This is a genomic window from Bradyrhizobium glycinis, assembly GCF_016031655.1.
In the GTDB taxonomy this organism is placed as follows: Bacteria; Pseudomonadota; Alphaproteobacteria; order Rhizobiales; family Xanthobacteraceae; genus Bradyrhizobium; species Bradyrhizobium glycinis.
In genome coordinates, this window is sequence record NZ_JACCHQ010000010.1 from 181,494 (window position 1) to 203,093 (window position 21,600).

Consider the following 21,600-nt stretch of genomic DNA (forward strand, 5'->3'; position numbering starts at 1 on the left):
CAAACCCGGCAAACAGCACCTGGACAGCGGCGGCGATTTGCGTCTGCGGGTGGGTCCCTGTTGCAAATTTGTGACGGTTCAAGGCAAATCGGAACCCGCTGTGCAGGCCTGACGCCATGTTGAGCAATGGACGCGTCGGTCGTCCGTCGCACGCAGTGCAGTGGCGCCGACAGCTGCGTCACTGCGGCACTGCGTTCGGGCGCGATCAGAAAATCCGAACAGAAACAATCGGGAATGTTCGGCAGCGGTGCCCCTCGCCTTGCGTGTTCGTGCCACCTCGGGGCGCTGCAATTCTTCCGTCGTCCGTCGCGTGCTGCTGCAGCATGCGGCACGCCATGTGAAAAGTTGAGGCTTCTCGGTCCGGGAGATCGGCGCAAATGTCGCACCCAGGGGCGCGCGTTTTTGCTTGCCCAAACGAGGGGGTATTCAGGATGTCGTTTCGTTACTCGGCAATGGCAGCAGCGGCGCTGGCACTTGCTACGCTGGCCACCGGTGGCCCAGCTCAGGCGGCGGATCTGCCGGTCAAGGCGGCGAACAAGGCTCCAGACCTTCCATTCTTCCTGGTGATCGATAACCGCGTCACGTTCTCGTACATCTTCAACGCTGCGCAACCCGGCGCGTGGTCATTCCGGCCAGATGGGTCGATCGACAGCAAGACAACCAAGCAGGTCTATTCGTTCACGCATTTCGACCTCTGGGCGTACGGCACGAACTTCTTCACTATCTCGATGTTCAAGTCGGATCACAATGATCCGGCCGGGCCGTGCACCAATGCTGGGACAATCTTCGGTACGCCGGCCACCTGCGCAGGTGCGACCGAAATCTACGGCCTGTTCCGCTCGACCTTCGGCTGGAACGAGCTCTTCAACACCAAGGCGTTCAGCGCGGGCCCGCTGCACAACATCTCGTTCGAAGTCGGCATGGATGCCAATACCGAGAACCGGTATTTCGGGGCTGCCAAGCGCGACGTCGTCGGCGGTCTGCAATTTGCATTCGACCTGCCCTACAAGGGGTACATCAACGTCGCGCCGCTGGTCTATTGGGAGTTCGCCAACCACAATTCCTTCAGCCAGTGCGGGCTGTTTGGTCCGGGCCTTCCCGGCGTCACCTGTCTTGCGGACGGCAACACCTCGTTCAAGCCGACCTGGGCTGTCGAGGTCAATTACTACATGGACCTCGGCTTCCTGCCGCCGAACATGCAGTATTTCTCGATCAGCGGCCGCGCCGGCTGGTACGGCAAGAAGGGCACGGACACTGAGCCACTCCCCTACAGCCCGGCCAATGGTGTTTACAATACTGCAGTCGAGTTGAATTCGGAGCCCATCCGTCTGACCCTCGATGCTTCGAAGGCGGCCTGGGGCGACAAGTACTCGCACTTCGTGGACGTTTGGGTTGCCTACCGCTACTGGCAGAACAAGTTCGGCCTCGATCACAACCTCGCGGTCGGCTGTACCACGCCGGTCGGTGGCGCCAGGGTGAGCACCGGAGCGTGCACGGAGTCCTCGCTCTACTCCGGTATCACCGTGAAGTTCTGATCGCCTGATGCTCTGCAGGTGAAGGACGATGGCGCCGCGTCAAACCTCCGCGGCGTCATCTCCTTTGGGATTTGCTGCTACTTGGTCCAAACGCTGTCGTGCAGAGCTTCGGCTTCGTCTTCGAGCAGCGGCCCGACGACTTCCGTCGGCCGCTGGCCGCTGGCAAAGACCTTGCGGCATGGCAGGTTGAGGGTCGGATTGTCCGGATGGTTGCCGGTGATGCCGCGCAGGCGATGCTCGCTGAGGCCGTAGACGACGCGGCCGATGCCGGCCCAGTAGATCGCGCCCGCACACATCGCGCAGGGTTCGGCGGAGGAATAGAGGGTGGCTTTCGCCAGCACCTCGCGATCGAGCGTGCGGCAGGCCTGGGTGGCTGCGAGGCGCTCGGCATGCGCGGTGCCGTCGCGATCCGGCATGTAGCCGTTCTCGGTCTCGATCAGGACCTTGCCGTCCGCATCGACGACGATGCAGCCGAAGGGATGGTTGCCATGAGTGAGGGAACGGCGGGCGACCGCGAAGGACAGGCGCAGGAAGTGCTCGTCGCGCCCTGATGCGTCGTCCATCGATCCTCCGTTCAGTGCCCTGCCATATGCCGGCCGACCACGGTGAGGTCGGCCTCGCTGGTCCGTGCTTCATACACGAATTCGCCGTGGAACATCACCACCAGCCTATCCGACAATTCGAGCAGTTCGTCGAGGTCCTCGCTGACGAGCAGGACTGCGGCGCCGCGGTTGCGCGCGGCCATGATCTCGGCGTGGATCTGCGCCACCGCCGCAAAATCGAGGCCGAAGCAGGGGTTAGCGGCGATCAGCACCTCGACGTCGCCGCCGAGCTCGCGGGCCAACACAGCGCGCTGCACGTTGCCGCCCGACAGTGCCGAGATCGGCGTGTCCGGCGTGCGGGTCTTGATCTTGTACCGCGCGATCCTCGTCCTCGCGTCGTCGCGAAAAGCGCGTGGATTGAGCCACCAGCCACGAGCGAAGGGCGCGCGGTCGAAATCACGGAAGGCGATGTTGTCGGCGACGCTCATGCCGCCGACGCAGGCGTTCTTCAATGGCTCCTCGGGCAAGAGAGACATCTTGTGGCGCCGCATCTCCTCACGGCTGGCGCGGTAGGGATCGCCGGCGACACGGATCTCGCCGCTTTCGGCCTCGCGCTGGCCGGCCAGCACCTCGACCAGCTGGCGCTGGCCGTTACCGGAGACACCGGCGATGCCGACGATCTCGCCGGCACGGACGGTGAGCGAAACATCATGCACGGCGACCGCGCCGGTATCGTCGAGCGCGCGGAGCTTTTGCAGCTCGAGCCTGGCTTGGCCAGGCTTGCCAGTGCGCGGCGGCTGCACCGTCAACTCCTCGGCACCGATCATGGTGCGGGCCATCGCGTCCGGCGTCAGCTCGGAAACCTTGCCGGCACCGGCGAGCTTGCCGCGGCGCAGGATCGTGACGTCATCGGCAAACGCCATGACCTCGCGAAACTTGTGCGTGATCATCAGGATCGTCAGCTCGCCCCTGACCACCATCTCGCGGAGCATGCCGAGCACCTCGTCGGCTTCCGCCGGCGTCAGCACCGAGGTCGGCTCGTCCAGGATCAGGAAGCGGCGCTTCAGGTAGAGCTGCTTGAGGATCTCGCACTTCTGCCGTTCGCCGGCAGAAATGTCCGAAACTTTCGCGCCGAGCGGCACCCTGAATGGCATGCGGCCCAAGAACGCCTCGAGTTCCTTCATCTCCTTCGGCCAGTTCACCACGGCCGGCACGTCGTCGCGCGCCAGCACGAGGTTTTCGGCAACTGTCATCGCCGGCACCAGCGTAAAATGCTGGTAGACCATGCCGAGGCCGAGCGCGTGGGCGTTCTTCGGGTTGGCGATCGCCTGCTCGCGGCCGCCGACGATGATGTCGCCTTCGGTCGCGTGGTAGTATCCCATAATGCATTTGACCAGGGTGGACTTACCGGCGCCGTTCTCGCCGAGCAGGGCGTGGAACGAGCCCGGCCGCACCTTCAGCTCGACATTGTCCAACGCCAGGAAATCGCCGAAGCGCATGGTCATGGCGACGGCGTCGACGCCGAAGGCGCCAGAGGGCGGCGGTGTTTCGCCGATGATCACGAAATCGCTCCGATGAAGGCATCAGAGGTCGAGACTGCGCCGAATACGCCGCCCTGCATCTTGATCATCTTCAGCGCATGGTCGTGGTTGCTTTTGTCGGTCGCGCCGCAACAATCGTGCAGCAGGATGCATTCGAAGCCGCGGTCGTTGGCCTCGCGCATCGTGGTGTGGACGCAGACGTCGGTCGTGATCCCTGTCAGCACGATGTTCTCGATGCCGCGCACGCGCAGGATCAGCTCCAGGTCGGTCGCGCAGAACGAGCCCTTGCCGGGCTTGTCGATGATCGGCTCGCCCGGCAGCGGCGCCAATTCGGGAATGATGTCCCAGCCGGGCTCTCCGCGCACCAGGATGCGGCCGCACGGACCGGGATCGCCGATACCGGCGCCGATCTGGCGCGAGCGCCAGCGCTTGTTGGCGGGCAGGTCGGAGAGATCGGGGCGGTGGCCCTCGCGGGTATGGATGATATGGAAGCCTTGCTTGCGCATCGCTGCGAGCAGCCGCTTGATCGGCTCGATCGGCGCCCGCGTCAGCGAGAGGTCATAGCCCATCTTGTCGACATAGCCGCCGACGCCGCAGAAATCGGTCTGCATGTCGATGATGATCAGTGCCGTATTCTCGGGGCGGAGATCACCATTGTAGGGCCAGGCATAGGGCTCGGATTTGATGTAGCGCTCGGGCTCGGGCATGGACGACCTCGTGCGTGTTACCGTGTGATCGAGAGTTCGGCGGGCGCGCCGGTCAGCGTCCGCTTCGGCGAGCAGGTGATGATCATGATCGCCAGCGTCAGGATGTAGGGCGCAGCGTTGAAGAGGTGATAGCCGGAGGTGATGCCGACTGATTGCAGCGCCGGACCCAGTGCCGCCGCGCCGCCGAAGGCGAGCGAGGCCCACAGGCAGAGCAGGGGATCCCAGCGCGCGAAGATCACGAGCGCCACTGCGGTGATGCCCTGGCCCGAGGAAAGGCCCTCGTTCCAGCTTCCGGGATAGAACAGCGACAGGAACGAGCCGCCGATGCCGGCGAGGAAACCGCCGGCCATGGTGGCGCGCAGGCGGATCAGCAGCACGGAATGGCCCATCGCGCGTGCGGCATCCGAGCTCTCGCCGGCGGTGCGGATGAGAAGGCCCCAGCGGGTGGTGCGGAATGCCCAATACAGGATTGGCGCCAGCACCACGCCAATCAGGAACAGCACGTTGATGCGCAGCGCTGCCCGGACTTGCGGGATGTCGCTCCACCAGCCGAAGTCGATGGCGGGCAGCCGCGGCGCTGTCGGCTCGATCAAGGGCTTGCCGAGATAGAACGCAAGGCCGGTGCCGAACAGCATCAAGGCGATGCCGACGGCAACGTCGTTGACACGCGGCAGCGAGCAGATGCCGGCATGCAGCGCACCCAGCAGCGCGCCGGTGATGCCGGCGGCAAGTACGCCGAGCCACGGAGAGCCGGTGAGATAGGAGATGCCATAGGCGCTCATCGCGCCCACCACCAGCGTGCCTTCGAGGCCGAGATTGATACGGCCCGCACGCTCGGTGATGCATTCGCCCAGGCTCACGAACAGGAATGGGGTGGAGACGCGAATGGCGCCGCCGAGGACGGCGAGCGGGACGGTCCAGAGGCCGATCGATCCGTCTGCCATCTCAGGATTTTCCCTTCAGGAATCCGATGCGGCCGTAGAGCGCATCGCTGGCGAGTACGAAAACGAAGATGATGCCCTGCAGCACCAGCACGGACGCATCGGGCAGCCCCAAGCGACGTTGCAGCAGGCCGCCGCTGGCGCTGATGCCGCCGAGCAGGATCGCGACCGGGATGATGGCGAGCGGATTTTGCCGCGCCAGAAAGGCGACGAGGATGCCGGTGAAGCCGTAACCGGCGGCGAGATTGGCGTTGGTGCGTCCCTGCACGGCGGCGACCTCGACCATGCCGGCGAGGCCAGCCGCGCCGCCGGCAAGGAAGCAGACGGTCAGGATCAGCTTGTCGACGCCGAGACCGACGATCTTCGCAGCGCGGATGTTGCCGCCGGCCACGCGCGCGGCGAAGCCGAACACGGTGTGATAGATCAGGATGTAAGAGGCGATCGCGGCGATCAGGCCGAACGCGAGGCCCCAATGCACGTCGGTGCCGGGAATGGAGCCGATCATGTTGGCGGCGCCGATCTCGCGGGTGGACGGCTTGTTGAGGCTGGCGGGATCGCGCATCAGCCCTTCGACGAGATGGTTGAGGATCGCGAGGGCGATGTAGACCAGCAGCAGGCTCGAGATGGTCTCGTTGACGCCGCGATATTGCCGCAAGCCGCCTGAGAGCATGATCCACAGTCCGCCGCCGATCGCGCCGGCGCAGACCATGGCGATCTGGACGACGAGCGGCGGCAAGCCCTGAAGCGCAAGTGCGGCGCTTGTCGCCGACAATGCGCCGATCAGCAGCGCGCCTTCGCCACCGATGATGACCATGCCGAGTTGCGCCGGCAGCGCGGTACAGAGTGCGGTGAGGATCAGGGGCGCTGCACGCGTCAACGTGTTCTGCCAGGAGAACCAGGTGCCGAACGCGCCGTAATACATGTAGAAATAGAGATCGAGCGGGTTCTTGCCGAACATCGCGACGAAGATGCCGAACACCGCGAGCGCGCCGACCAGCGCCGCGCCCGGGATCAGTACATATTCGATCGTGCCGCCGTGACGCTGGAGGAAACCGGGATCGGCGGCCGGGGCAACTGTCCCGACCGCGTCCGTGGAATCCGCCGCTTCCGTCGTCACGAAGTGGCTCCGAGCACGCCCTCGACGAGGTAGTCCATCTTCTCCAGTTCAGGATCTTTCTGGCCGCGATCGGTACCGGCAGGGATCACGGTCTTGCCCTTGTTGTCGACCAGCCCACCCTTGAAGATGGCGAAGCCTTCTGCCGACAGGAATTTTGCCTTGGCCTCGTCGGCCGCCTTGCGCGCTTCGGCCGAGACCGCTTCGCCATAGGGCGAGGTCTTGACGATGTCTTCCTTCAGGCCGCCGCGGTAGAAATTCGGGATGCCCTCGCCAGAGGCGATCATCTTGACGAACTTCGGATAGAGCGCTTCCCAGTTCCATTCCGCGCCGGTGAGATAGGCCTTGGGTGCCAGCGCCGACTGGTTGGTGTGATAGCCGCAGACGAAGGCGCCGCGCCGCGCGGCATTCTCGACCATGGTCTTGGGCCCATCGACGTGGCAGGTGAGCACATCTACGCCCTGATCGATCAGGCTGTTGGTGGCTTCAGCCTCCTTGACCGGCATCGACCAGTCGCCGGTGAAGATCACCTGCGTGGTGGCCTTTGAATTCACGGACTTGGCGCCAAGCGTGAAGGCGTTGATGTTGCGCAGCACTTGGGGGATCGGCTTGGCCGCGACAAAGCCGAGCTTGCTGCTCTTCGACGTCAGGCCGGCGACGATGCCGGAGACGTATTGAGCCTCGTCGATATAGCCGAAGTAGCTGCCGGCGTTCTTGGGGTCCTTCTCGCTCCAGAGGCCGCCGCAATGCTCGAAGCGGAGCTTCGGGTACTTGTTGGCCATCTTGATCATGTGCGGATTGTAGTAACCGAAGGAGGTCGGGAAGAGCAGGGTGGCGCCGTCGAGATTGATCATGGACTCGATCGTCTTCTCGACCGCGTCGGTCTCCGGCACCTTCTCCTCCTCGACCACCTTGAGGCCGGGAATCTTCTTCAGCGCCGCCGCGCCCTGCGCGTGCGCCTGATTGTAGCCGTAGTCGTCGCGCGAGCCGACATAGATGAAGCCGATGGTGGTCTCGGCCGCGAAGGCCGGGCGGAGGCCCGCTGCCGCACCGAGGGTGAGGGCCGCGCCGCCCTGCAACACATGACGTCGTGAAATCCTGCCAGAATCCATTGCTCGCTCCCCTTGGCGGATGCCCCGCCTTGATCTCGTAGCCGCGCCGGTTTGGCGGAGCCGGGATCAGATGTCGCAAGCTTCGTGCCAGAGATTATGAAGAGTGCAGTTCGTTATAAGTGGTTGAAAGAAATGTGAGATAAGGAGTGGGCTGAACTTGGTGAGGAAAGTGACAGACTAATCTTTAGGCAATCTCAAAGTATTGTATGCAGTGGACTTGAGCAGCCCGAACCTGCGTGGTCATGTGCATGACCCGCGTCGGACGGTCGGCCGGCGAGGCGCATTCATGCTAACCACGCGCTGACTGGGACGGCGCCGGAGGATGTTCGCTGGCACCGAACTTGTATCGATTGTCGTCAGGACCGCCGTGTCCGCAGAAGATGGAAAGCTCGCCGAGATGGGCGCTGGTACCGTTCACGATGCATCGCTCGGCAATGAGATCGTTCGCCGGATCAACGAGCTCGGCGCGATCTCGGAAGAGCCTGAAAAACTCACCCGCATCTTCCTCAGCAAGGAGCTGCGCCAGGCCGCGGACCTCATCATGGGGTGGATGCGCGAGGCCGGCATGAGCGCCCATCTCGATGCCATCGGCAATGTCTGCGGCCGGTACGAAGGCGTCCGGCCGGGCATGCCCTGCCTGATGCTCGGCTCGCATTACGACACCGTGCGCGATGCCGGCAAATGGGATGGACCGCTGGGGGTGATCACGGCGATCTCTTGCGTCGCTGATCTCAACCGCCGCGGCAAGCGCCTGCCGTTTGCGATCGAGGTGATCGGCTTTGCCGACGAGGAGGGGGTGCGGTTCGCTTCGACCTTGCTCGGCAGCCGTGCGGTGGCCGGCACCTTCGATGAGAGCGTGCTGAATACGCGCGACCGCGACGGCGTGTCGATGCGCGAGGCGCTCGTGCAGTTCGGCCTCGATCCCGACCATGTCGGTGCGGCCGCGCGCGCGCGGCGCGAGCTGCTTGCCTATCTCGAATTGCACATCGAGCAGGGGCCGGTGCTGGAAGCGCAGAACCTGCCGGTGGGCGTCGTCACTGCCATTGCCGGGGCCACGCGCCTTGCGGCCCGGCTCACCGGTATGGCCGGTCACGCCGGCACCGTGCCGATGGCGCTGCGCCGTGACGCGCTCGCCGGCGCGGCCGAATGCATCAATGCGATCGAGCAACTTTGCCGCACCGACGAGGGCGGCCTCGTCGGCACCGTCGGCTACATCCAGGCGAGGCCCGGCGCGACCAACGTCATTCCGGGCGAAGTGTCGTTCACCATCGACATGCGCGCGCCGACCGATATGCACCGCAAGCGCGCGGTGGCTGACGTCGTCCGCCAGATCGAGGCGATCGCCAAGCGGCGGCAGCTGGCGCTTCAGCTCGACGTCACCCATGAGAATCGCACCGCGCCCTGCGCAGCGTGGCTGAAGCAGCGGATCGCACAGGGGATCGAAGCCGAAGGCTTCTCCGCGTTCGAGCTGCCGAGCGGGGCAGGGCATGACGGCATGGCCATGATCGACATCGCCGATGTCGGCATGATCTTCGTCCGCTGCCGTGGCGGCATCAGCCATCACCCGGACGAGCACGTCGAGCTCACGGATGCCGACGCCGGCGCGCGGGTGCTGCTCAGGGTGATCGAGAATTTCAGGCCGCGTAAGGGTTAGGCGAGCGTCACGAACCCGCAAGTCACCGGGTAGAGATACGAATCAGTCATGATTAAAATGGTGGCCATTATCGCGAGGGTCACGAGACAATCAGCCGATTGAAGGACATGAACAGCGACATCTCTTTTCCATCACATCGTGAGAACCGGTTTTATCAGGGGATGGCTGCGACCTTCCTCGCCAACGCCCTTCAGGCGGTCAATTTTCTTGGTGATCGATTCCTGAGACAATCGCATCATTCGTCGTCGGCCATCGAGGATCTTTACCGGCATTCGATGGACAGCGCCTTTTCGGTGACCGAGGCCTTCCTCGTCACCGGCGCACCGCACGCATCGGCCTATTACCCCCGCGACTTTGCCTGGTTCTATCCCGACGTTCTCGATCCTGAAACCATCATGGATGCGCAGGACGCGGTGCGGCGGGTCCGTCTGCTCGAAAGGAGCGTTCGCCTGTTGATGGAAGCGGTTCGCGCCGACGTCGTTACCACGACCATCGTTCCGGCCGGGCAGGGCCGGTATCTCGGCGTGAACTATTTCTCGCGGCCCTCGGATACGCTGCTCGGTATTCTCGCCGGCCTCCATCAGATGATCTCTGCCGAGGAGAGAGCGTCGTCCTATCTGGCGATGTCACAATGCGCGCATGCCGGCCGCTTGTTGCTGGCCGAATATGGCGGAGACCTGAAGCGCGCGATCCTGAAGCTTGCGAGCGAGCTGGAGTCATTCGACGCTTACGGTACCAGATATTTGCTGTGCGATGCCAGCGGCCCGCGCTCCGCGGCGACGGATACCCGCGCCGAGCGCCGGCGTTTCGTCACCAACGCCTGCGTCTACACGACCTTCGTATGGGGCGTGCAGCTCGGGATCGTCGACGAGAACGAGTTGAAGCGGCTGCTCGGACGCGACCTCGCGCAGTACAAGAGGGATTTGCTCCGCCTCTTCGGCAAGGACGGCTATATCAGGCATTCCCTGGACGGTCCGGCGAGCTCACCGGCATCGTCGGTCGCATTGGATTTCGTCAGCGTGCATCGCGGCTTCTGGGATATGAGCGAGGCGAGCGAGCGCGCGCTGTTCGCGGCGACGACGGATCTGATCATCGCCGAACCGCGGTTTCGCATCCCCAGCACGTTCCACTTCCTGGTGTCGGCGGATAATCCGCGCAACAAGATCATCCACAAGATCGCGGCGCCAGCCTATCAGGGGCGCTCCTCCTGGCCGACGTTCAATGTCGAATTTGCGGATCGTATGCTGGACTTTGATGAGGCCTCAGGGAGCGAGATCTACCGGGCCTGCGCGCAAGGAATCCTGAAGGACATTCGCACCGCGACCGAGGTTCACGGGGGCTATCAGGAGCTGATCTCGGAGCAGGGGCTGAAGTATCGTACGTGGGCCTATAAGGGCGCCGTGGCCCACTCGTGGTTTCCGCGCTTCCTGTCGGTCTGGAGGAGGGCGTATGGCACGCCACTCCTCAAGTGGAATGACTGATCCGCGAACCGCTATCCCGCCGTCACGTCGACCACCTCGCCGCCCTCCAGCACCTTGGCCGCCTTGGCGCGGTCGAGATCGCCTTCCCAGGCCGCGACCACGATGGTTGCGACGCAATTGCCGACGAGGTTGCCGAGCGCGCGGGCTCCGGTGCCAATTGTCGCGGTTTCGCCCGAGAAACTGGGTTATTCCGCCGCCTTCGCCGTCTTGCCGAACATCCGCGTCGGGGCCGGGAAGCCGCACGAGGTGCCGTCGGTTACTTTGACCTGGTTTTCCCACGGCAGTCGGAAGGTGCCGGCGACCATGTCTTGCATGAAGGTGTAGGGGCAGTCCATCGCGCCTCCCTTCACCGCGACATAGCCGCGGTGCCAGAGCTGGTAGATGTTGTTTTCGACGCCCCAGTTGATGCGGGCTTCGCGCACGAGATCCGGCCGGACCTCTGCGGTGATGATCTCGTCGGCACGGCCGGTCGTACCATGCGCCAGTACGGTGCCGTCGAAATTGATGATCATGCCTTCGCCCATGGAATCGAACGAGCCGTCCGAGCCGCACATGCAGACATTTGCGGTGATCATCAGATTCTGAAACGAATTGGCCTGGTTGGTGAAGCGCCAGGCTTCGCGGATCGGCGCGGTGTAGCCGGCGGTGCGGATCATGATCTCCGCGCCTTTGTAGGCGCATTCCCGTGCCATCTCCGGGAACATGCCGTCATGACAGATGATCAGCGCGACCTTCACGCCCTTCGGACCCTCGATCACGGGAATGCCGATGTCGCCGGGCTCCCACGGCTCGACCGGAATCCAGGGATGAAGTTTGCGGTAGTAGAGCTTGATCTCGCCGTGATCGTCGATGATCAGGCCCGAGTTGTAGGGATTGCCATGCGGGTTGAACTCCATGATGGAGAAGCAGCCCCAGATCTTGTTGTCGACACAGGCCTGCTTGAAGGCCGCAACCTCCGGTCCGTCAAGCCGACACATGATCTCCGGATTGGTGTCCATCGAGAGGCCGTGCAGCGAGTATTCGGGGAAGACCACCAGATCCATGGTGGAGAGATTGCGGCGGGCCTTGCCGACCATCCAGACGATGCGCTCGGTCTGGCTAGCGAGATCGCCGGGCTCACCACGTTAGGCAGTTGCAGTTGCACAAGTCCGACAACCACCCCGTTGGGGGATTTGTTCAGCCCGCCAAGCCCGTTCATGACCAGCTCCCTTGCCTGTCTGGCGTAGCGTCGTTGCGCGCCGGATCCTGTCGCAAGAAGCAAATCCGATTTCGATGAAGAGCTAAAGACTATTTTTCAGGCGATGGCGCAGTTACAGGGCTGCGGGCGATCTCGTCACGCCACGAGATCCAGCAATCGGCATGAGCCGCGCACCAGCACCTTGCGTCCTGTGGATGTTATCGCAGGCACGCCGTCATTCATGACAACGAGGCCGAGCTTGACGAGGCTTTCGACGAGATAAGCCTTCGCGAGGCGATTGTTCGACACCGGGTTGCGAAGCGCCTTTAGCGCTTCCCACTGGTCGGTTGAAAGATCGAAGTCGAAATCGTTGCTCATGTTGCCTCAGGCGATCGTCCGGTTCGGATGCCTCTGTTAGCGGCGCCGCGTGAAGACCATGCGACGATAATGAGTCGGGAATCCGGTCAGCTGTCTAGAACATCTCTTCACAAATTGCGGCACTTCGTTGCGCCACAAGAGTTAAGATCGTTTGCGCACGAATACCGTCACGATCTCCGATCACTAATTGATGATCCGCACTTGATGTTGCGATGCGAACTGCCGCAGTGCACGGCAAGCACTACTGTCCTATTCGGCGTCGCGATATGCGCAGAAATGATGAGGCGGGAGGTTGAGGACTCTGTTACCTTGCCTGCGGGGAATGGCTTCACATGGCAGGAGTGGAGTGCATGAACAGGCTGGTTGAAATTCGCAGTCAGGAATTCCTTTGCCGAGAGCGCGCGGCGCTCGATTCGAAGCGTCGGCTGTTCTGGCTGGCGCAGGCAGAAGAATGGGAGCAGCGTGCGCTCGACGAAATCGCGCATCACTTTCGAGAGTGCAATCAGGCGGAGCTGAACGCCGCCTGACGGAGGCGGCTGTTATTGCTTATTGATAAGTCGCCACGATGTCGGAAACAGCGCGTTCGAGCTGTTGCGCGGTGGCGCATTGGCGAACGACGCTGCAGAAAGTTGCGTAGCGGGGCATCTCGGAATCGCCAAAGCCCCAGGCGAGCCGCCCCTCGGGATTGAGCCAGACCAGCCGCTTCGAGCGCTCGGAGATCCGGCGCAAAATGTCGGCGCGTGGGTCGAGATTGTTGCTGCGGGCATCGCCGAGCACGATCACCGTGGTCTGCGGCGTCAGCGTGCTCATGAACTCCTTCTCGAAATCGACCAGCGAGGAGCCGTAATCCGAGGAGCCGAAGCCGACCTTGGACATGATCTCGGACATCGCCTCCTCCGGCGACTTCGTCTCCAGGACCTCGCTGACCTCGATCAGGTGCGAAGAGAAGGCGAAGGAGCGGACATCGTCGACCACCTCGTGCAGCGAGTGGATCAGCAGCAGAAAGAAGTCGGAGACTTGCGCAACGGAGCCCGAGACGTCGCAGAGCGCGACGATCTTCGGCCGGTCGCGATGCTTGCGCTTCCATGCCGTGAGGAAGGGCACGCCGCCCCAGGCCGCGTTGCGGCGGAGCGTGCGGCGAACGTCGAGATGGCCGCGGCGCTGGCGCTTGCGTGGCTTGGAATAGCGCTCGCGCAGCCGGCGTGCGATCTGGCGGATGAGAGCACGCATCTCGGCGACCTGGCGCCGCTCGATGCGGGCAAGCGGCGCGTTGCGCAGGATCTCGTTGCGGAGGTTTTCGGCCTCCTCGCGGGCATAAAGTGCAAGCCCTTGCGAGACCGTATCGCGCACGGTTTCGCGCAAGGCATCGAGCGCGGCGCGCAGGCGCTCGGCCAGCGACGGGTTGGTCGCGGTCAGCTGATCGAGATCGTCGCGCAGGCGCTGGAGGCCCATGGCGTCGAGGATGCGGCTGGAGAATATGCCGCGCTGGGTGGAGTAGCGGATGTCCGACAGGGAGGCCGCGCCGGAGGCGCTGGCAATCGCGGCAGCGATCGCGTTGCGATCTTGCGACAACAGCATCTGCGCCAAGGGACCCAGGCCCTGGGGAGGCTGACCTTCACCCGCCTCGCTCGCCGAGCCGGAGGAGGGCGGCTGATCCTCACCTTGCGCAGCATCGTCTTCCGCGGCAGCCTCAGGCTGATCCTGTCGCGGTTCCGGCTGGCTGAAGAACAGATCAAAGCAGTCGCCGAGCGCGAGCTTCTCGTCTTGCGACTTAGCGAGCGTCAGCAGCAGCGCATCGCGCAGCACGGCGCGGTCGGAGATGCCGACCTGCGCGACGGCGCGCATCGCATCGATGCTTTCGGCCGGCGAGACGCGAACCCCGGCGCCGCGCGCCGCCCGAAAGAAGCGATGGAGATTTTCGCGCATCGGCGTCAACCGAAGACGTTGGACCGGGCCGCCTTGGCAATGAAGGTCGTCACTTGCGGCGTCGCGGCCTCGATGTCGGCTTCGTATTTCAGGAGCACGTTGAGCGTGTCCTTGACGATCTCAGTATCGAGTTCGGAGGCCTGGAGCAGCACCAGCACGCGCGCCCAGTCGATGGTCTCGCTGACCGACGGCAGCTTCTTCAGATCCAGCGAGCGGATCTCGTGGATGAAGCCGACCATCTGCCGGCGCAGCGTCTGCGAGATGCCGGGCACGCGGCTTTCGACGATGCGCTCCTCGAGTCGCTGCTCGGGGAAGCCGATATGCAGGTGCAGGCAGCGTCGCTTCAGGGCATCGCCGAGGTCGCGTTCGCTGTTGGAGGTGAGGATCACCGTCGGCGGCGTGATCGCCGAGACGGTTCCGAGCTCGGGGATCGTGACCTGGAAATCGGAGAGGATTTCCAGCAGCAGCGATTCGAATTCGGCGTCCGACTTGTCGATCTCGTCGATCAAGAGCACGCAACCGCCCGGCTGCTCAAGCGCCTGGAGCAGCGGCCGCGGCTCGACGAATTCCTTGGCGAAGAACACGTCGCCGAAATCGTGAAGCTGGTCGAGTGCGGCATGCAGCGTCTGCGCGCCGCCGAGAACCTCGCCGAGCTTGTCCTTGAGGATCTGCGTGTAGAGAAGCTGCTTGGCGTATTTCCACTCATAGAGCGCCTTGGCCTCGTCGAGGCCCTCATAGCATTGCAGGCGGATCATCTTCTTGCCGCGCCAGGCCGCGATCGCCTTGGCGAGCTCGGTCTTGCCGACGCCCGCGGGGCCCTCGACCAGGATCGGCTTCTCGATCTGCTGCGACAAATAGACGGCCGTCGCGATCTGCCGACTCGCGATATAGCCTTGCGCGGCGAGGCCGCTCTCCACTGCCTCGATCGAGGTCGAGGCCTTCTGATCAGCCACGAAAGGGCGCTCCCAAAGGTCTTGCTTGAGGCTTGTTCTGCCTGCGTTCCCGGCAAAGAACAAGCCACGTTTGGGAGACATCAGACCCGCGTGAACGGCGTTTTTTCCGCTAAACGCAAATAGTTGAGCGGTTCGCCGTCGGCGCGGTCAGTGCCGCAGCAGCTCCGGCTTGCGGATCGTCTGCCTCAGCTCGGCGCCGCAATCGGCGCATTCATAGACGAAGTCGATCTTGGCAAGGCTCCAATGCGGCTCGACCTCGCGCACATACATCGGCAGGAACCCCATACAGGTGGGGCAATTCACTGGCGCGATTTCGACGTCCTGATGATGCTGAACGTAAGCTGGCATCTCGGCTCTCCTTCGCAGGCGACCATTAAACCCCGCGCAAAGGCTACTGCCGGTTGCCGCGGGGCCCTCATCAACTCTTTCGAACGGAGGCGGAACGGCGGGTGTTTGTGGTTCGCTGTGACATTCTTGTTACGCTTGTTACGGCTCTGTACTGTAAGGGGCCGACCAAATGCCTATTTCACAGGCCGATCCGGTATTCGGACTTTCATCTCAACGATAAGGGAGCACGCCCATGACGCATGCCATTCGCTTTCACAAAACCGGCGGTCCGGAAGTCCTGGTCTGGGAGGAGGTCAGCGTCGGCAAACCTGGGCCCGGCGAGGCGCGCATCCGCCACACCGCGGTCGGCCTCAATTTCGTCGACATCTATAACCGTTCCGGTCTTTATCCGGCGCAACTGCCGAGCGGGCTCGGCAGCGAGGCGGCCGGCGTTGTCGAGGAGGTCGGCCCCGGCGTCACCGATCTGAAGCCGGGCGATCGCGTCGCCTATGGCGCCTCGCCGCTGGGGGCCTATTCGGAGGCGCGGCTGATCCCCGCCGACCGGCTGTTGAAATTGCCCGACGGCGTCGACGACAAGACGGCGGCGGCGATGATGCTCAAGGGGCTCACCACGCAATATCTGATCCGCCAGACCTATCGGGTGAAGGCCGGCGATACTATCCTGCTGCATGCCGCGGCCGGCGGTGTCGGCCTGATCTTGAGCCAGTGGGCCAAGCATCTCGGCGCGACCGTGATCGGCACCGTCAGCAACGACGAGAAGGCGAAGCTCGCCAAGGCGCATGGCTGCGACCATGTCATCATCTATACCCGGGAAGATTTCGTGAAGCGGGTCGACGAGATCACCGGCGGCAAGAAGGTGCCGGTGGTGTATGATTCCGTCGGCAAGGACACGTTCCTGAAATCGCTGGATTGTCTTGCCCCGCTCGGCGTCGCCGCGCTGTTCGGCCAGTCCTCCGGCGCGGTGGAGCCGCTCAATCTCGGCCTGCTCGCCCAGAAGGGCTCCCTCTACGTCACGCGTCCGACGCTGTTCACCTACGCGGCCAAGCGCGAAAATCTGGTGGCGATGGCGGGCGAGCTGTTCGACGTCGTCAAGTCCGGCGCGGTCAAGATCGAGGTGCATCAGACCTATCCGCTGAAGGACGCCGCCAAGGCGCACGCCGATCTTGCGGCACGCAAGACGACGGGATCGACCGTTCTCCTGGTGTAATGCCCTACGGGCGGTGGCGCGGGCTCTAAAGCGCGATGCAATTAGGATGAATCGTCATCGCGCTTTAGGCTATTGATCGAGCATGATCTTTTCGGAAAAGCGCGGCACACTTTTCCGGATCATGCTCTTGGCCTGCGTCACGTCCTCTCGTGCTTGCGCAAATCCCGGATGTGATCGAGGCGGATTGCCTGGAGATCGACGTCCTCGGGCTCGATCTGTGGGAGAGCCGCCTCGGCCAGGATGGCCTCGGTGACATCCTCGACCGAGTTCTCCACAATCTCATGGATGAACGAGACGTTCCGATACTCACCCGAGGCAAGGCGGGAAATGACCTCGCGCCGGGTGATTTCGGGATCGACGACCGCCTCGCGGCCGCGCCGTCCATAATCGATCATCACGACAAAGTATTGCATAAAACGATCCTGCCGCGCCCTGTGGTCGGGATGCAGCAGATCATTTCCGAAAATCGGAATTATGTCAAGTGCGATTTCTATTAATCAGAAACGGCGGCCCTCTCATTTGCCCTTTCTGCGCGGCCGCGCCGACTTCGCGCGCAGCCGCTCAAGCTGTCCCTTGGGCATGGACAGGCAGATCTCCCCGACCCAGTCGAGCTTGACGCCGACGATCGGCTTGGCATTGAAGCTCGTAAGGTTGACCACGGAGGGGGATTTGCCTCGCTCGATGGTCTTCAGATAGCGCTCGCCGGTCTTGAGGCGGACCACTGCCTCTTCGCCGTAGAAGCTCGACAGCGGGTGGCGCTGGTCCTTGTAGACGACGATGACGTCACCGCTTTCGTACTTGGGCAGCATCGAATCGCCTACGATCTCGAATGCGATCGTCTCTTCCATGATCGGGAAGGGCAATGTGACGTCGCCGAGACCTTCCGGCGGAACCTGCTCGTAATCCGGCTCGATCACCGCGCCGGCTCCGACGCGGCCCATGATCGGCGCGAGATTGAGCTCGAGATATTCCATGATCGGAATGATCTCCGAGGCCTTCACCAGGCGCTCGCCGCCGAGAATCTCCGAGACCGCGCCGGGTCGCACGCCCATGGCCGCAGCCAGGCCGCCCTTGCTCTTGCCCGTCTTCTCCAGGCCCCGCTCGATCATTGCTACGTCCAACATGGTGATTCCCTCGATTGCGCACCGTTTCGCCTCTTGTAATCCGAAATTCGGAATTGATGCAATTATGAATATCAGAAATACGACCTTGACTCTGTATTCGGAATAACGGAATGTGCGTCTCGCCTTCCGGGTGGAGGCGCATCACAGGACAGCAGCATGGAACCGGGCCATTGGCCGTCGGAGCACTCCGACGCGCTTCGCGACTATTTTCACAAAGGCATGTCTTATGCGGAGATCGGAAGACAATTAAACGCAAGGTTTGGAACGGCTTATACGCGCAGCGCGGTGATCGGACGCGCCAAGCGGCTCGGGCTCATCGTGCCGCAATGGATGACGAGCCCGGCGCTCGCGCCGCCCTTGCCGGGTGAACCGAGCCTGCTTTCGCCGCGTCGGGTGGCGTGGCCCAGCCTCAATCTGCCGCCGAAGTCCGCCATGAAGCCTGTGCCGCGGGTGAAGTTGCGCTGTGTCGGCATCCAGCCGCGCCTGATCCAATTGGTCGACCTCGAGCCGGCCGACTGCCGCTATCCCTATGGCGGCGACAAGGACGGTGAGGAGATCACCTTCTGCGGCCACCCGCGCCAGCCGGGCTCAAGCTATTGCGCGCCGCATGGCCGCCTGACCCGCCGTTCCGAGGCTGCATCGGCGGCCCGTGCCGCAGGCCCGGTCGTGCTGAAGCTGGTCTCGGCGCTCTGACGGTGCCGCCCTCCGTTCAACTCTCAGTCTTGCAAGGAATATCCGAGTGGCTCGTGCCCGACGCAACAAGTCCTACAAATTGGCGCAGATCTACGACCGGCGGTCGCGGGAGGTGCCGTTCAACGCCGAGATCGCGGAGGTGGAGGTCGACAATCCGCTCGGGCTCGATTCCGGCGAGAAGATCCTGGCCATCCGGTCAATCCGCGGTGATCCGCTTGGCCGGCTGCACGCGCACCACCAGATCGACGAGGCGCAATACCGCGGCGGGCGCGCCTTCCAGAACGATTGGGAGCGGGCGGAGCGGGGCCCTCAGGCGGTGGATACGACGCGCGAATATGTCGATAGGACGGGCACGCGCGAGCCTGTCACCGAGAGCCAGCGCCAGGCGGTGCTACGGCTCAATCGGGTCGAACGAGAGCTCGGCACCGACGGCGCCGCGCTGGTGCACGACGTGCTGGTGCTGGGTCTGACTATGGATCAGGTTGGGCAGCGTCGTGCCGTCCGCACGCAACGCTGGAACGATTATTTCGCGCGGCGTTTTCGCGAATGTTTGGACCGGCTGGCGCTGATCTACGGCTTCGCGACGGAGACGGCACGCGGGGACCGGCGTGGATGATTGCGGGCGCCGGCGGTTCGGCCGCCGGCGTCCCGCCCATTGCTTAGGGGTGAGGGACAATCTGGTAGGGCGTGGTGTAGGGCTCGACGCGCAGCGAGGCATGGGCCAGCAGCCCGATCTTGGCTGTCGGTGCCTGCTGTAATTCGCCGTTGGGGCCGCGATGCACGTTGTATTGCCAGACGGTGAGATCGCCTTTCTGTGCCAGCGCATGTGCAACGGCGCTCGCATCGTTGCCGCCGAGCGCGTGAAGCTCCTGCGCCGACAGTCCGACGACGATTTCGTCCTTGATAGTCACGATCTTGAACAGGTTCATCTTGGTTTCCTGCGCCCACGCGCCTTGTGTCGAGAGGGTGAGAAGAGCGATTGCGGCGCCCTTGATGAGATCGCAGCGAGAAAGCATGCCGTCGTCCTTTTGGTGCTGAGGCGCGCCCAAATCGAAGAGTTTTCAGCCATGGCGCCCGTGTCTGCGTGGCCGTGCCGCAACGGCTTGGTCGCGCGCGCGTGGACGGCGGTTCACGGTGAACCGGCCGCGAGATCGATTTTCACGGGCTTAATGCAACCGCCGGGACCGAACTCAACAAATGCGTGTATCTTGCCGAAGAATCGCCAATTCGTGCGCGCTAAGTGCATTCACATCGGCAACACGACGAAACTCCGTGTCGATTGATAGCAAGAGGGGCTGTGTGCGTGATTGTTGCCGCTTCTTGACGCAGGTGGGTGACGGCGATCGATATTCCTGTTATCCGGAAACGCCGTGGCGCGATGCAGACCAAGCATCGCTACACCCACGGTTGGGCTTGCCGGATCGGTTGTTGCTTGGCATAGTTGCAACCAAAATGGAGGCCGTCGTCTGGACGCGGTTCAGCCTGCAACCCGGCGGGTCCGTTCGGCCGAACGTTCGCCGCCATGGTTCTGTTGCGGCGTTCGGTTTTCGAGCGGATCACGACCGATGCTTGTCATAGGTGCGAGATGAAAAACCTCAATTTCGCGGCTGAGCTGCATCTCAAGCTCGGTGTGCCTGCAGGCAGCACTATGGAAAGTCTGCGCCTGCTCCGCGCCTTCCTGAAGCTCGCGCCGCGACAGCGTTTCGAGGTGATCAAGCTGGTCGAAGATCTCGCCACCGAAGAAGCTCTTCCCGAGCACCCCTTATCTTAGAGCCCGGCTGCGCGCCGGTCCCAGGCCGTTTCCCGCCCCTTTTCCCGCCAGAGCAGGGCTCCGTGGCATCGTTCGCCGGAGGGTTGGCGGCTGGATGGCGGTCGGGCAAATGTGGTATTCAGACGGAAAAAGGGAGGAGCGAGACCATGATCGAACCGAAAATCGAAGTTCCGGCCGAACTGCGTGACTTGGCCGAGAAGACCATCGACCAGGCGGAAAAGGCCTTCGGCATGTTCTTTGAAGCGGCGACCAAATCGATGTCGTCCGTTCCGGGCGCGGGGACGGAGGTGTCGAAGCAGGCGCTGGCTTTCACGGAGCAGAACATGAAGTCGGCCTTCGAGCATGCGCGCAAGCTGGTACACGCGACCGACCTCCAAGAGGCGATGCGTATCCAATCCGATTTCCTGCGCAGTCAGTTCACCAGCGCCGGAGATCACATGCGTCAGATGACCGGCAGTCTCATGCAACCCGGCAAGGGCAAGTCCTGACTTTCGGTGTGTGTGTACAACGTGCCCACAAATTGATCTTGTCTGACCTGAAGATCCGCGCTTCGATACCGGTGCAGGTCCATGATGGGCCACCGAATGACCTCATTCGCCGTCCGTCATCCTTTCTGCTGATCCCTGCCGGTCCACCGGCAGGGATTTGCATTTGCAGCCTTCGTGCTGCCCGGCGTGACTATCCGGGATGAAGCTCAGACTATTGCTGAAGCATGACCTTCGGAAAAGCGCTGAACGGTTTGCGCGAGCGCGGCCTTCGGCGGCCGATCAGGCATCTAACGCAGCGATGCGATGTAGGCCGAGATATCGCCGGCTTCGGTTCGGCTCAGGGGAAAATTCGGCATCTTCGGGTGCGGATCGAGCAGGAAGAATGCGAGCCTTTCCGCACTGAAATCCGGCCTGCGCGCGACGGACGCAAAGGAAGGGACGTCGGCGCTCGCCTGGGCCTGTCCGTTCGCCACAACGTGGCAGCTCGCGCACCAGCGCCTGGCGAGTTCGGCGCCGTGATCGGCATCAGCGCCGAGAGCGGACGACGAGCCGAAGCCAGAGAGGAGGCCAAGCAGCAGAAAAATCCGTCTCACATGCCGGAGCATAGGGCAATCTTTCTGCATTCACTTGCGGCTGCCGCGCTCATCCGCAGCAGGATCCTGGAAACTGCGAAAGATCGATGCGAGCGACGATCGAGCGCAGCAGCCTGCGAGTCAAACGATAGAGATGCCGGATCAATGCCGGCACTCTCGCCGCGGGTAGGCCCTTCGGAACAAGGCTTTTCGTATCAAGACTTCCGATATAGTGCGACACGTGTCTCTCCGACGCCATGTGGTTTTCTACCGTGCCGCGTAGGGGCCGCCTTGATCTGCCGCAAAGCGTCCCGGCTAATCGTCGCCCGGGTTCAT

23 protein-coding genes and 2 pseudogenes are annotated in these 21,600 nt (G+C 63.1%); 9 read left to right on the forward strand and 16 right to left on the reverse strand.

Translation table 11 applies throughout. From position 1 onward, the window contains the following. The first annotated feature begins 431 nt into the window (after positions 1-431). The gene (locus HZZ16_RS17250) at positions 432-1,535 is read left to right on the forward strand and encodes a hypothetical protein (RefSeq protein ID WP_197949816.1); all 1,104 of its coding nucleotides are present in this window, start codon (positions 432-434) and stop codon (positions 1,533-1,535) included. Between the two features lie 77 nt (positions 1,536-1,612). On the opposite strand, the gene HZZ16_RS17255 is transcribed toward HZZ16_RS17250, so the two are convergent. From HZZ16_RS17255 to HZZ16_RS17280, 6 genes are read right to left on the reverse strand one after another with little or no spacing between them, the layout of a single operon-like run. Further along, the gene (locus HZZ16_RS17255) at positions 1,613-2,098 is read right to left on the reverse strand and encodes a nucleoside deaminase (protein WP_197949818.1); all 486 of its coding nucleotides are present in this window, start codon (positions 2,096-2,098) and stop codon (positions 1,613-1,615) included. A gap of 11 nt (positions 2,099-2,109) precedes the next feature. Beyond that, a complete protein-coding gene (locus HZZ16_RS17260) occupies positions 2,110-3,639 on the reverse strand; it encodes an ABC transporter ATP-binding protein (RefSeq protein ID WP_197949820.1) in 1,530 nt (509 codons plus the stop codon). Beyond that, on the reverse strand, positions 3,636-4,325 hold the full coding sequence (gene biuH, locus HZZ16_RS17265) for a biuret amidohydrolase (protein ID WP_197949822.1): 690 nt from the start codon (positions 4,323-4,325) through the stop codon (positions 3,636-3,638). Before biuH ends, HZZ16_RS17260 begins: the two co-directional genes overlap by 4 nt. A 17-nt stretch (positions 4,326-4,342) precedes the next feature. Continuing rightward, complete coding sequence (locus HZZ16_RS17270; protein ID WP_197949824.1) at positions 4,343-5,269, reverse strand: ABC transporter permease; 927 nt, start codon at positions 5,267-5,269, stop codon at positions 4,343-4,345. 1 nt (position 5,270) lies between these two features. Continuing rightward, positions 5,271-6,383, reverse strand: a complete 1,113-nt coding sequence (locus HZZ16_RS17275) for an ABC transporter permease (RefSeq protein ID WP_197949826.1) — start codon at positions 6,381-6,383, stop codon at positions 5,271-5,273. Further along, positions 6,380-7,492, reverse strand: coding sequence for a BMP family ABC transporter substrate-binding protein (locus HZZ16_RS17280; protein WP_197949828.1), 1,113 nt, complete (start codon positions 7,490-7,492; stop codon positions 6,380-6,382). Before HZZ16_RS17280 ends, HZZ16_RS17275 begins: the two co-directional genes overlap by 4 nt. Before the next feature lie 397 nt (positions 7,493-7,889). On the opposite strand from HZZ16_RS17280, the gene HZZ16_RS17285 reads away from it, so the two are divergent. Further along, positions 7,890-9,146 (forward strand): allantoate amidohydrolase, encoded by a 1,257-nt coding sequence (locus HZZ16_RS17285; RefSeq protein ID WP_197949883.1) that lies wholly within the window; start codon positions 7,890-7,892, stop codon positions 9,144-9,146. 107 nt (positions 9,147-9,253) lie between these two features. Further along, positions 9,254-10,627, forward strand: a complete 1,374-nt coding sequence (locus tag HZZ16_RS17290) for a hypothetical protein (protein WP_197949830.1) — start codon at positions 9,254-9,256, stop codon at positions 10,625-10,627. Between the two features lie 11 nt (positions 10,628-10,638). Here the strand turns inward: HZZ16_RS17290 and HZZ16_RS17295 are convergent. The 3 genes and pseudogenes from HZZ16_RS17295 to HZZ16_RS17305 all read right to left on the reverse strand — a co-directional run. Further along, positions 10,639-10,773: pseudogene (locus HZZ16_RS17295) on the reverse strand (C4-dicarboxylate transporter DctA); the annotation flags it as partial. Positions 10,774-10,812: 39 nt separating this feature from the next. Then, positions 10,813-11,825 (reverse strand): annotated as a pseudogene (locus tag HZZ16_RS17300) (formamidase). A 135-nt stretch (positions 11,826-11,960) separates the two neighbouring features. After that, complete coding sequence (locus HZZ16_RS17305) at positions 11,961-12,182, reverse strand: hypothetical protein (protein ID WP_197949832.1); 222 nt, start codon at positions 12,180-12,182, stop codon at positions 11,961-11,963. A gap of 350 nt (positions 12,183-12,532) precedes the next feature. Between HZZ16_RS17305 and HZZ16_RS17310 the strand changes: the two genes are divergently transcribed. Beyond that, the gene (locus HZZ16_RS17310) at positions 12,533-12,709 is read left to right on the forward strand and encodes a hypothetical protein (protein ID WP_197949834.1); all 177 of its coding nucleotides are present in this window, start codon (positions 12,533-12,535) and stop codon (positions 12,707-12,709) included. 19 nt (positions 12,710-12,728) lie between these two features. On the opposite strand, the gene HZZ16_RS17315 is transcribed toward HZZ16_RS17310, so the two are convergent. The 3 genes from HZZ16_RS17315 to HZZ16_RS17325 all read right to left on the reverse strand — a co-directional run bounded on the left by HZZ16_RS17315 (position 12,729) and on the right by HZZ16_RS17325 (position 15,409). Next, positions 12,729-14,108, reverse strand: coding sequence for a vWA domain-containing protein (locus HZZ16_RS17315; RefSeq protein WP_197949836.1), 1,380 nt, complete (start codon positions 14,106-14,108; stop codon positions 12,729-12,731). Between the two features lie 5 nt (positions 14,109-14,113). Further along, complete coding sequence (locus tag HZZ16_RS17320; RefSeq protein WP_197949838.1) at positions 14,114-15,061, reverse strand: AAA family ATPase; 948 nt, start codon at positions 15,059-15,061, stop codon at positions 14,114-14,116. 147 nt (positions 15,062-15,208) lie between these two features. Continuing rightward, entirely contained in the window at positions 15,209-15,409 is a 201-nt protein-coding gene (locus tag HZZ16_RS17325) for a hypothetical protein (protein ID WP_036007702.1), read from the reverse strand. A gap of 232 nt (positions 15,410-15,641) precedes the next feature. Here HZZ16_RS17325 and HZZ16_RS17330 point away from each other — a divergent pair, with 232 nt between their 5' ends. Continuing rightward, positions 15,642-16,616 (forward strand): quinone oxidoreductase family protein, encoded by a 975-nt coding sequence (locus tag HZZ16_RS17330; RefSeq protein WP_080136330.1) that lies wholly within the window; start codon positions 15,642-15,644, stop codon positions 16,614-16,616. A 137-nt stretch (positions 16,617-16,753) separates the two neighbouring features. Here the strand turns inward: HZZ16_RS17330 and HZZ16_RS17335 are convergent, their stop codons facing one another. Further along, positions 16,754-17,029, reverse strand: a complete 276-nt coding sequence (locus tag HZZ16_RS17335; protein ID WP_197949840.1) for a hypothetical protein — start codon at positions 17,027-17,029, stop codon at positions 16,754-16,756. Between the two features lie 102 nt (positions 17,030-17,131). Continuing rightward, a complete protein-coding gene (locus HZZ16_RS17340; protein WP_197949842.1) occupies positions 17,132-17,740 on the reverse strand; it encodes a S24 family peptidase in 609 nt (202 codons plus the stop codon). Between the two features lie 156 nt (positions 17,741-17,896). Between HZZ16_RS17340 and HZZ16_RS17345 the strand changes: the two genes are divergently transcribed. Both HZZ16_RS17345 and HZZ16_RS17350 read left to right on the forward strand, forming a co-directional pair. Beyond that, positions 17,897-18,433: a GcrA family cell cycle regulator gene (locus tag HZZ16_RS17345; protein ID WP_197949844.1), complete on the forward strand. Its 537-nt coding sequence runs from the start codon at positions 17,897-17,899 to the stop codon at positions 18,431-18,433. Between the two features lie 46 nt (positions 18,434-18,479). Beyond that, positions 18,480-19,049 (forward strand): hypothetical protein, encoded by a 570-nt coding sequence (locus tag HZZ16_RS17350; protein ID WP_197949846.1) that lies wholly within the window; start codon positions 18,480-18,482, stop codon positions 19,047-19,049. A gap of 43 nt (positions 19,050-19,092) precedes the next feature. Here HZZ16_RS17350 and HZZ16_RS17355 read toward each other — a convergent pair whose 3' ends face one another. Further along, complete coding sequence (locus tag HZZ16_RS17355) at positions 19,093-19,449, reverse strand: hypothetical protein (protein ID WP_197949885.1); 357 nt, start codon at positions 19,447-19,449, stop codon at positions 19,093-19,095. A 569-nt stretch (positions 19,450-20,018) separates the two neighbouring features. Here HZZ16_RS17355 and HZZ16_RS17360 point away from each other — a divergent pair. Both HZZ16_RS17360 and HZZ16_RS17365 read left to right on the forward strand, forming a co-directional pair. Continuing rightward, a complete protein-coding gene (locus HZZ16_RS17360) occupies positions 20,019-20,204 on the forward strand; it encodes a hypothetical protein (RefSeq protein WP_197949848.1) in 186 nt (61 codons plus the stop codon). 146 nt (positions 20,205-20,350) lie between these two features. Then, on the forward strand, positions 20,351-20,692 hold the full coding sequence (locus HZZ16_RS17365; RefSeq protein ID WP_036007681.1) for a phasin: 342 nt from the start codon (positions 20,351-20,353) through the stop codon (positions 20,690-20,692). Positions 20,693-20,979: 287 nt separating this feature from the next. On the opposite strand, the gene HZZ16_RS17370 is transcribed toward HZZ16_RS17365, so the two are convergent. After that, a complete protein-coding gene (locus HZZ16_RS17370) occupies positions 20,980-21,297 on the reverse strand; it encodes a c-type cytochrome (RefSeq protein WP_197949850.1) in 318 nt (105 codons plus the stop codon). Positions 21,298-21,600: the final 303 nt, after the last annotated feature.

Bases quoted from the DNA above. Each gene is read 5' to 3' on its own strand.
- HZZ16_RS17335 (WP_197949840.1), bottom strand. From the start codon at position 17,029: ATGCAATACTTTGTCGTGATGATCGATTATGGACGGCGCGGCCGCGAG.
- HZZ16_RS17270 (WP_197949824.1), bottom strand. From the start codon at position 5,269: ATGGCAGACGGATCGATCGGCCTCTGGACCGTCCCGCTCGCCGTCCTC.
- HZZ16_RS17340 (WP_197949842.1), bottom strand. From the start codon at position 17,740: ATGTTGGACGTAGCAATGATCGAGCGGGGCCTGGAGAAGACGGGCAAG.
- biuH (WP_197949822.1), bottom strand. From the start codon at position 4,325: ATGCCCGAGCCCGAGCGCTACATCAAATCCGAGCCCTATGCCTGGCCC.
- HZZ16_RS17355 (WP_197949885.1), bottom strand. From the start codon at position 19,449: ATGCTTTCTCGCTGCGATCTCATCAAGGGCGCCGCAATCGCTCTTCTC.
- HZZ16_RS17305 (WP_197949832.1), bottom strand. From the start codon at position 12,182: ATGAGCAACGATTTCGACTTCGATCTTTCAACCGACCAGTGGGAAGCG.
- HZZ16_RS17280 (WP_197949828.1), bottom strand. From the start codon at position 7,492: ATGGATTCTGGCAGGATTTCACGACGTCATGTGTTGCAGGGCGGCGCG.
- HZZ16_RS17365 (WP_036007681.1), top strand. From the start codon at position 20,351: ATGATCGAACCGAAAATCGAAGTTCCGGCCGAACTGCGTGACTTGGCC.
- HZZ16_RS17290 (WP_197949830.1), top strand. From the start codon at position 9,254: ATGAACAGCGACATCTCTTTTCCATCACATCGTGAGAACCGGTTTTAT.
- HZZ16_RS17285 (WP_197949883.1), top strand. From the start codon at position 7,890: ATGGGCGCTGGTACCGTTCACGATGCATCGCTCGGCAATGAGATCGTT.
- HZZ16_RS17325 (WP_036007702.1), bottom strand. From the start codon at position 15,409: ATGCCAGCTTACGTTCAGCATCATCAGGACGTCGAAATCGCGCCAGTG.
- HZZ16_RS17330 (WP_080136330.1), top strand. From the start codon at position 15,642: ATGACGCATGCCATTCGCTTTCACAAAACCGGCGGTCCGGAAGTCCTG.
- HZZ16_RS17255 (WP_197949818.1), bottom strand. From the start codon at position 2,098: ATGGACGACGCATCAGGGCGCGACGAGCACTTCCTGCGCCTGTCCTTC.
- HZZ16_RS17315 (WP_197949836.1), bottom strand. From the start codon at position 14,108: ATGCGCGAAAATCTCCATCGCTTCTTTCGGGCGGCGCGCGGCGCCGGG.
- HZZ16_RS17370 (WP_197949850.1), bottom strand. From the start codon at position 21,297: ATGCTCCGGCATGTGAGACGGATTTTTCTGCTGCTTGGCCTCCTCTCT.
- HZZ16_RS17345 (WP_197949844.1), top strand. From the start codon at position 17,897: ATGGAACCGGGCCATTGGCCGTCGGAGCACTCCGACGCGCTTCGCGAC.
- HZZ16_RS17250 (WP_197949816.1), top strand. From the start codon at position 432: ATGTCGTTTCGTTACTCGGCAATGGCAGCAGCGGCGCTGGCACTTGCT.
- HZZ16_RS17310 (WP_197949834.1), top strand. From the start codon at position 12,533: ATGAACAGGCTGGTTGAAATTCGCAGTCAGGAATTCCTTTGCCGAGAG.
- HZZ16_RS17360 (WP_197949848.1), top strand. From the start codon at position 20,019: ATGAAAAACCTCAATTTCGCGGCTGAGCTGCATCTCAAGCTCGGTGTG.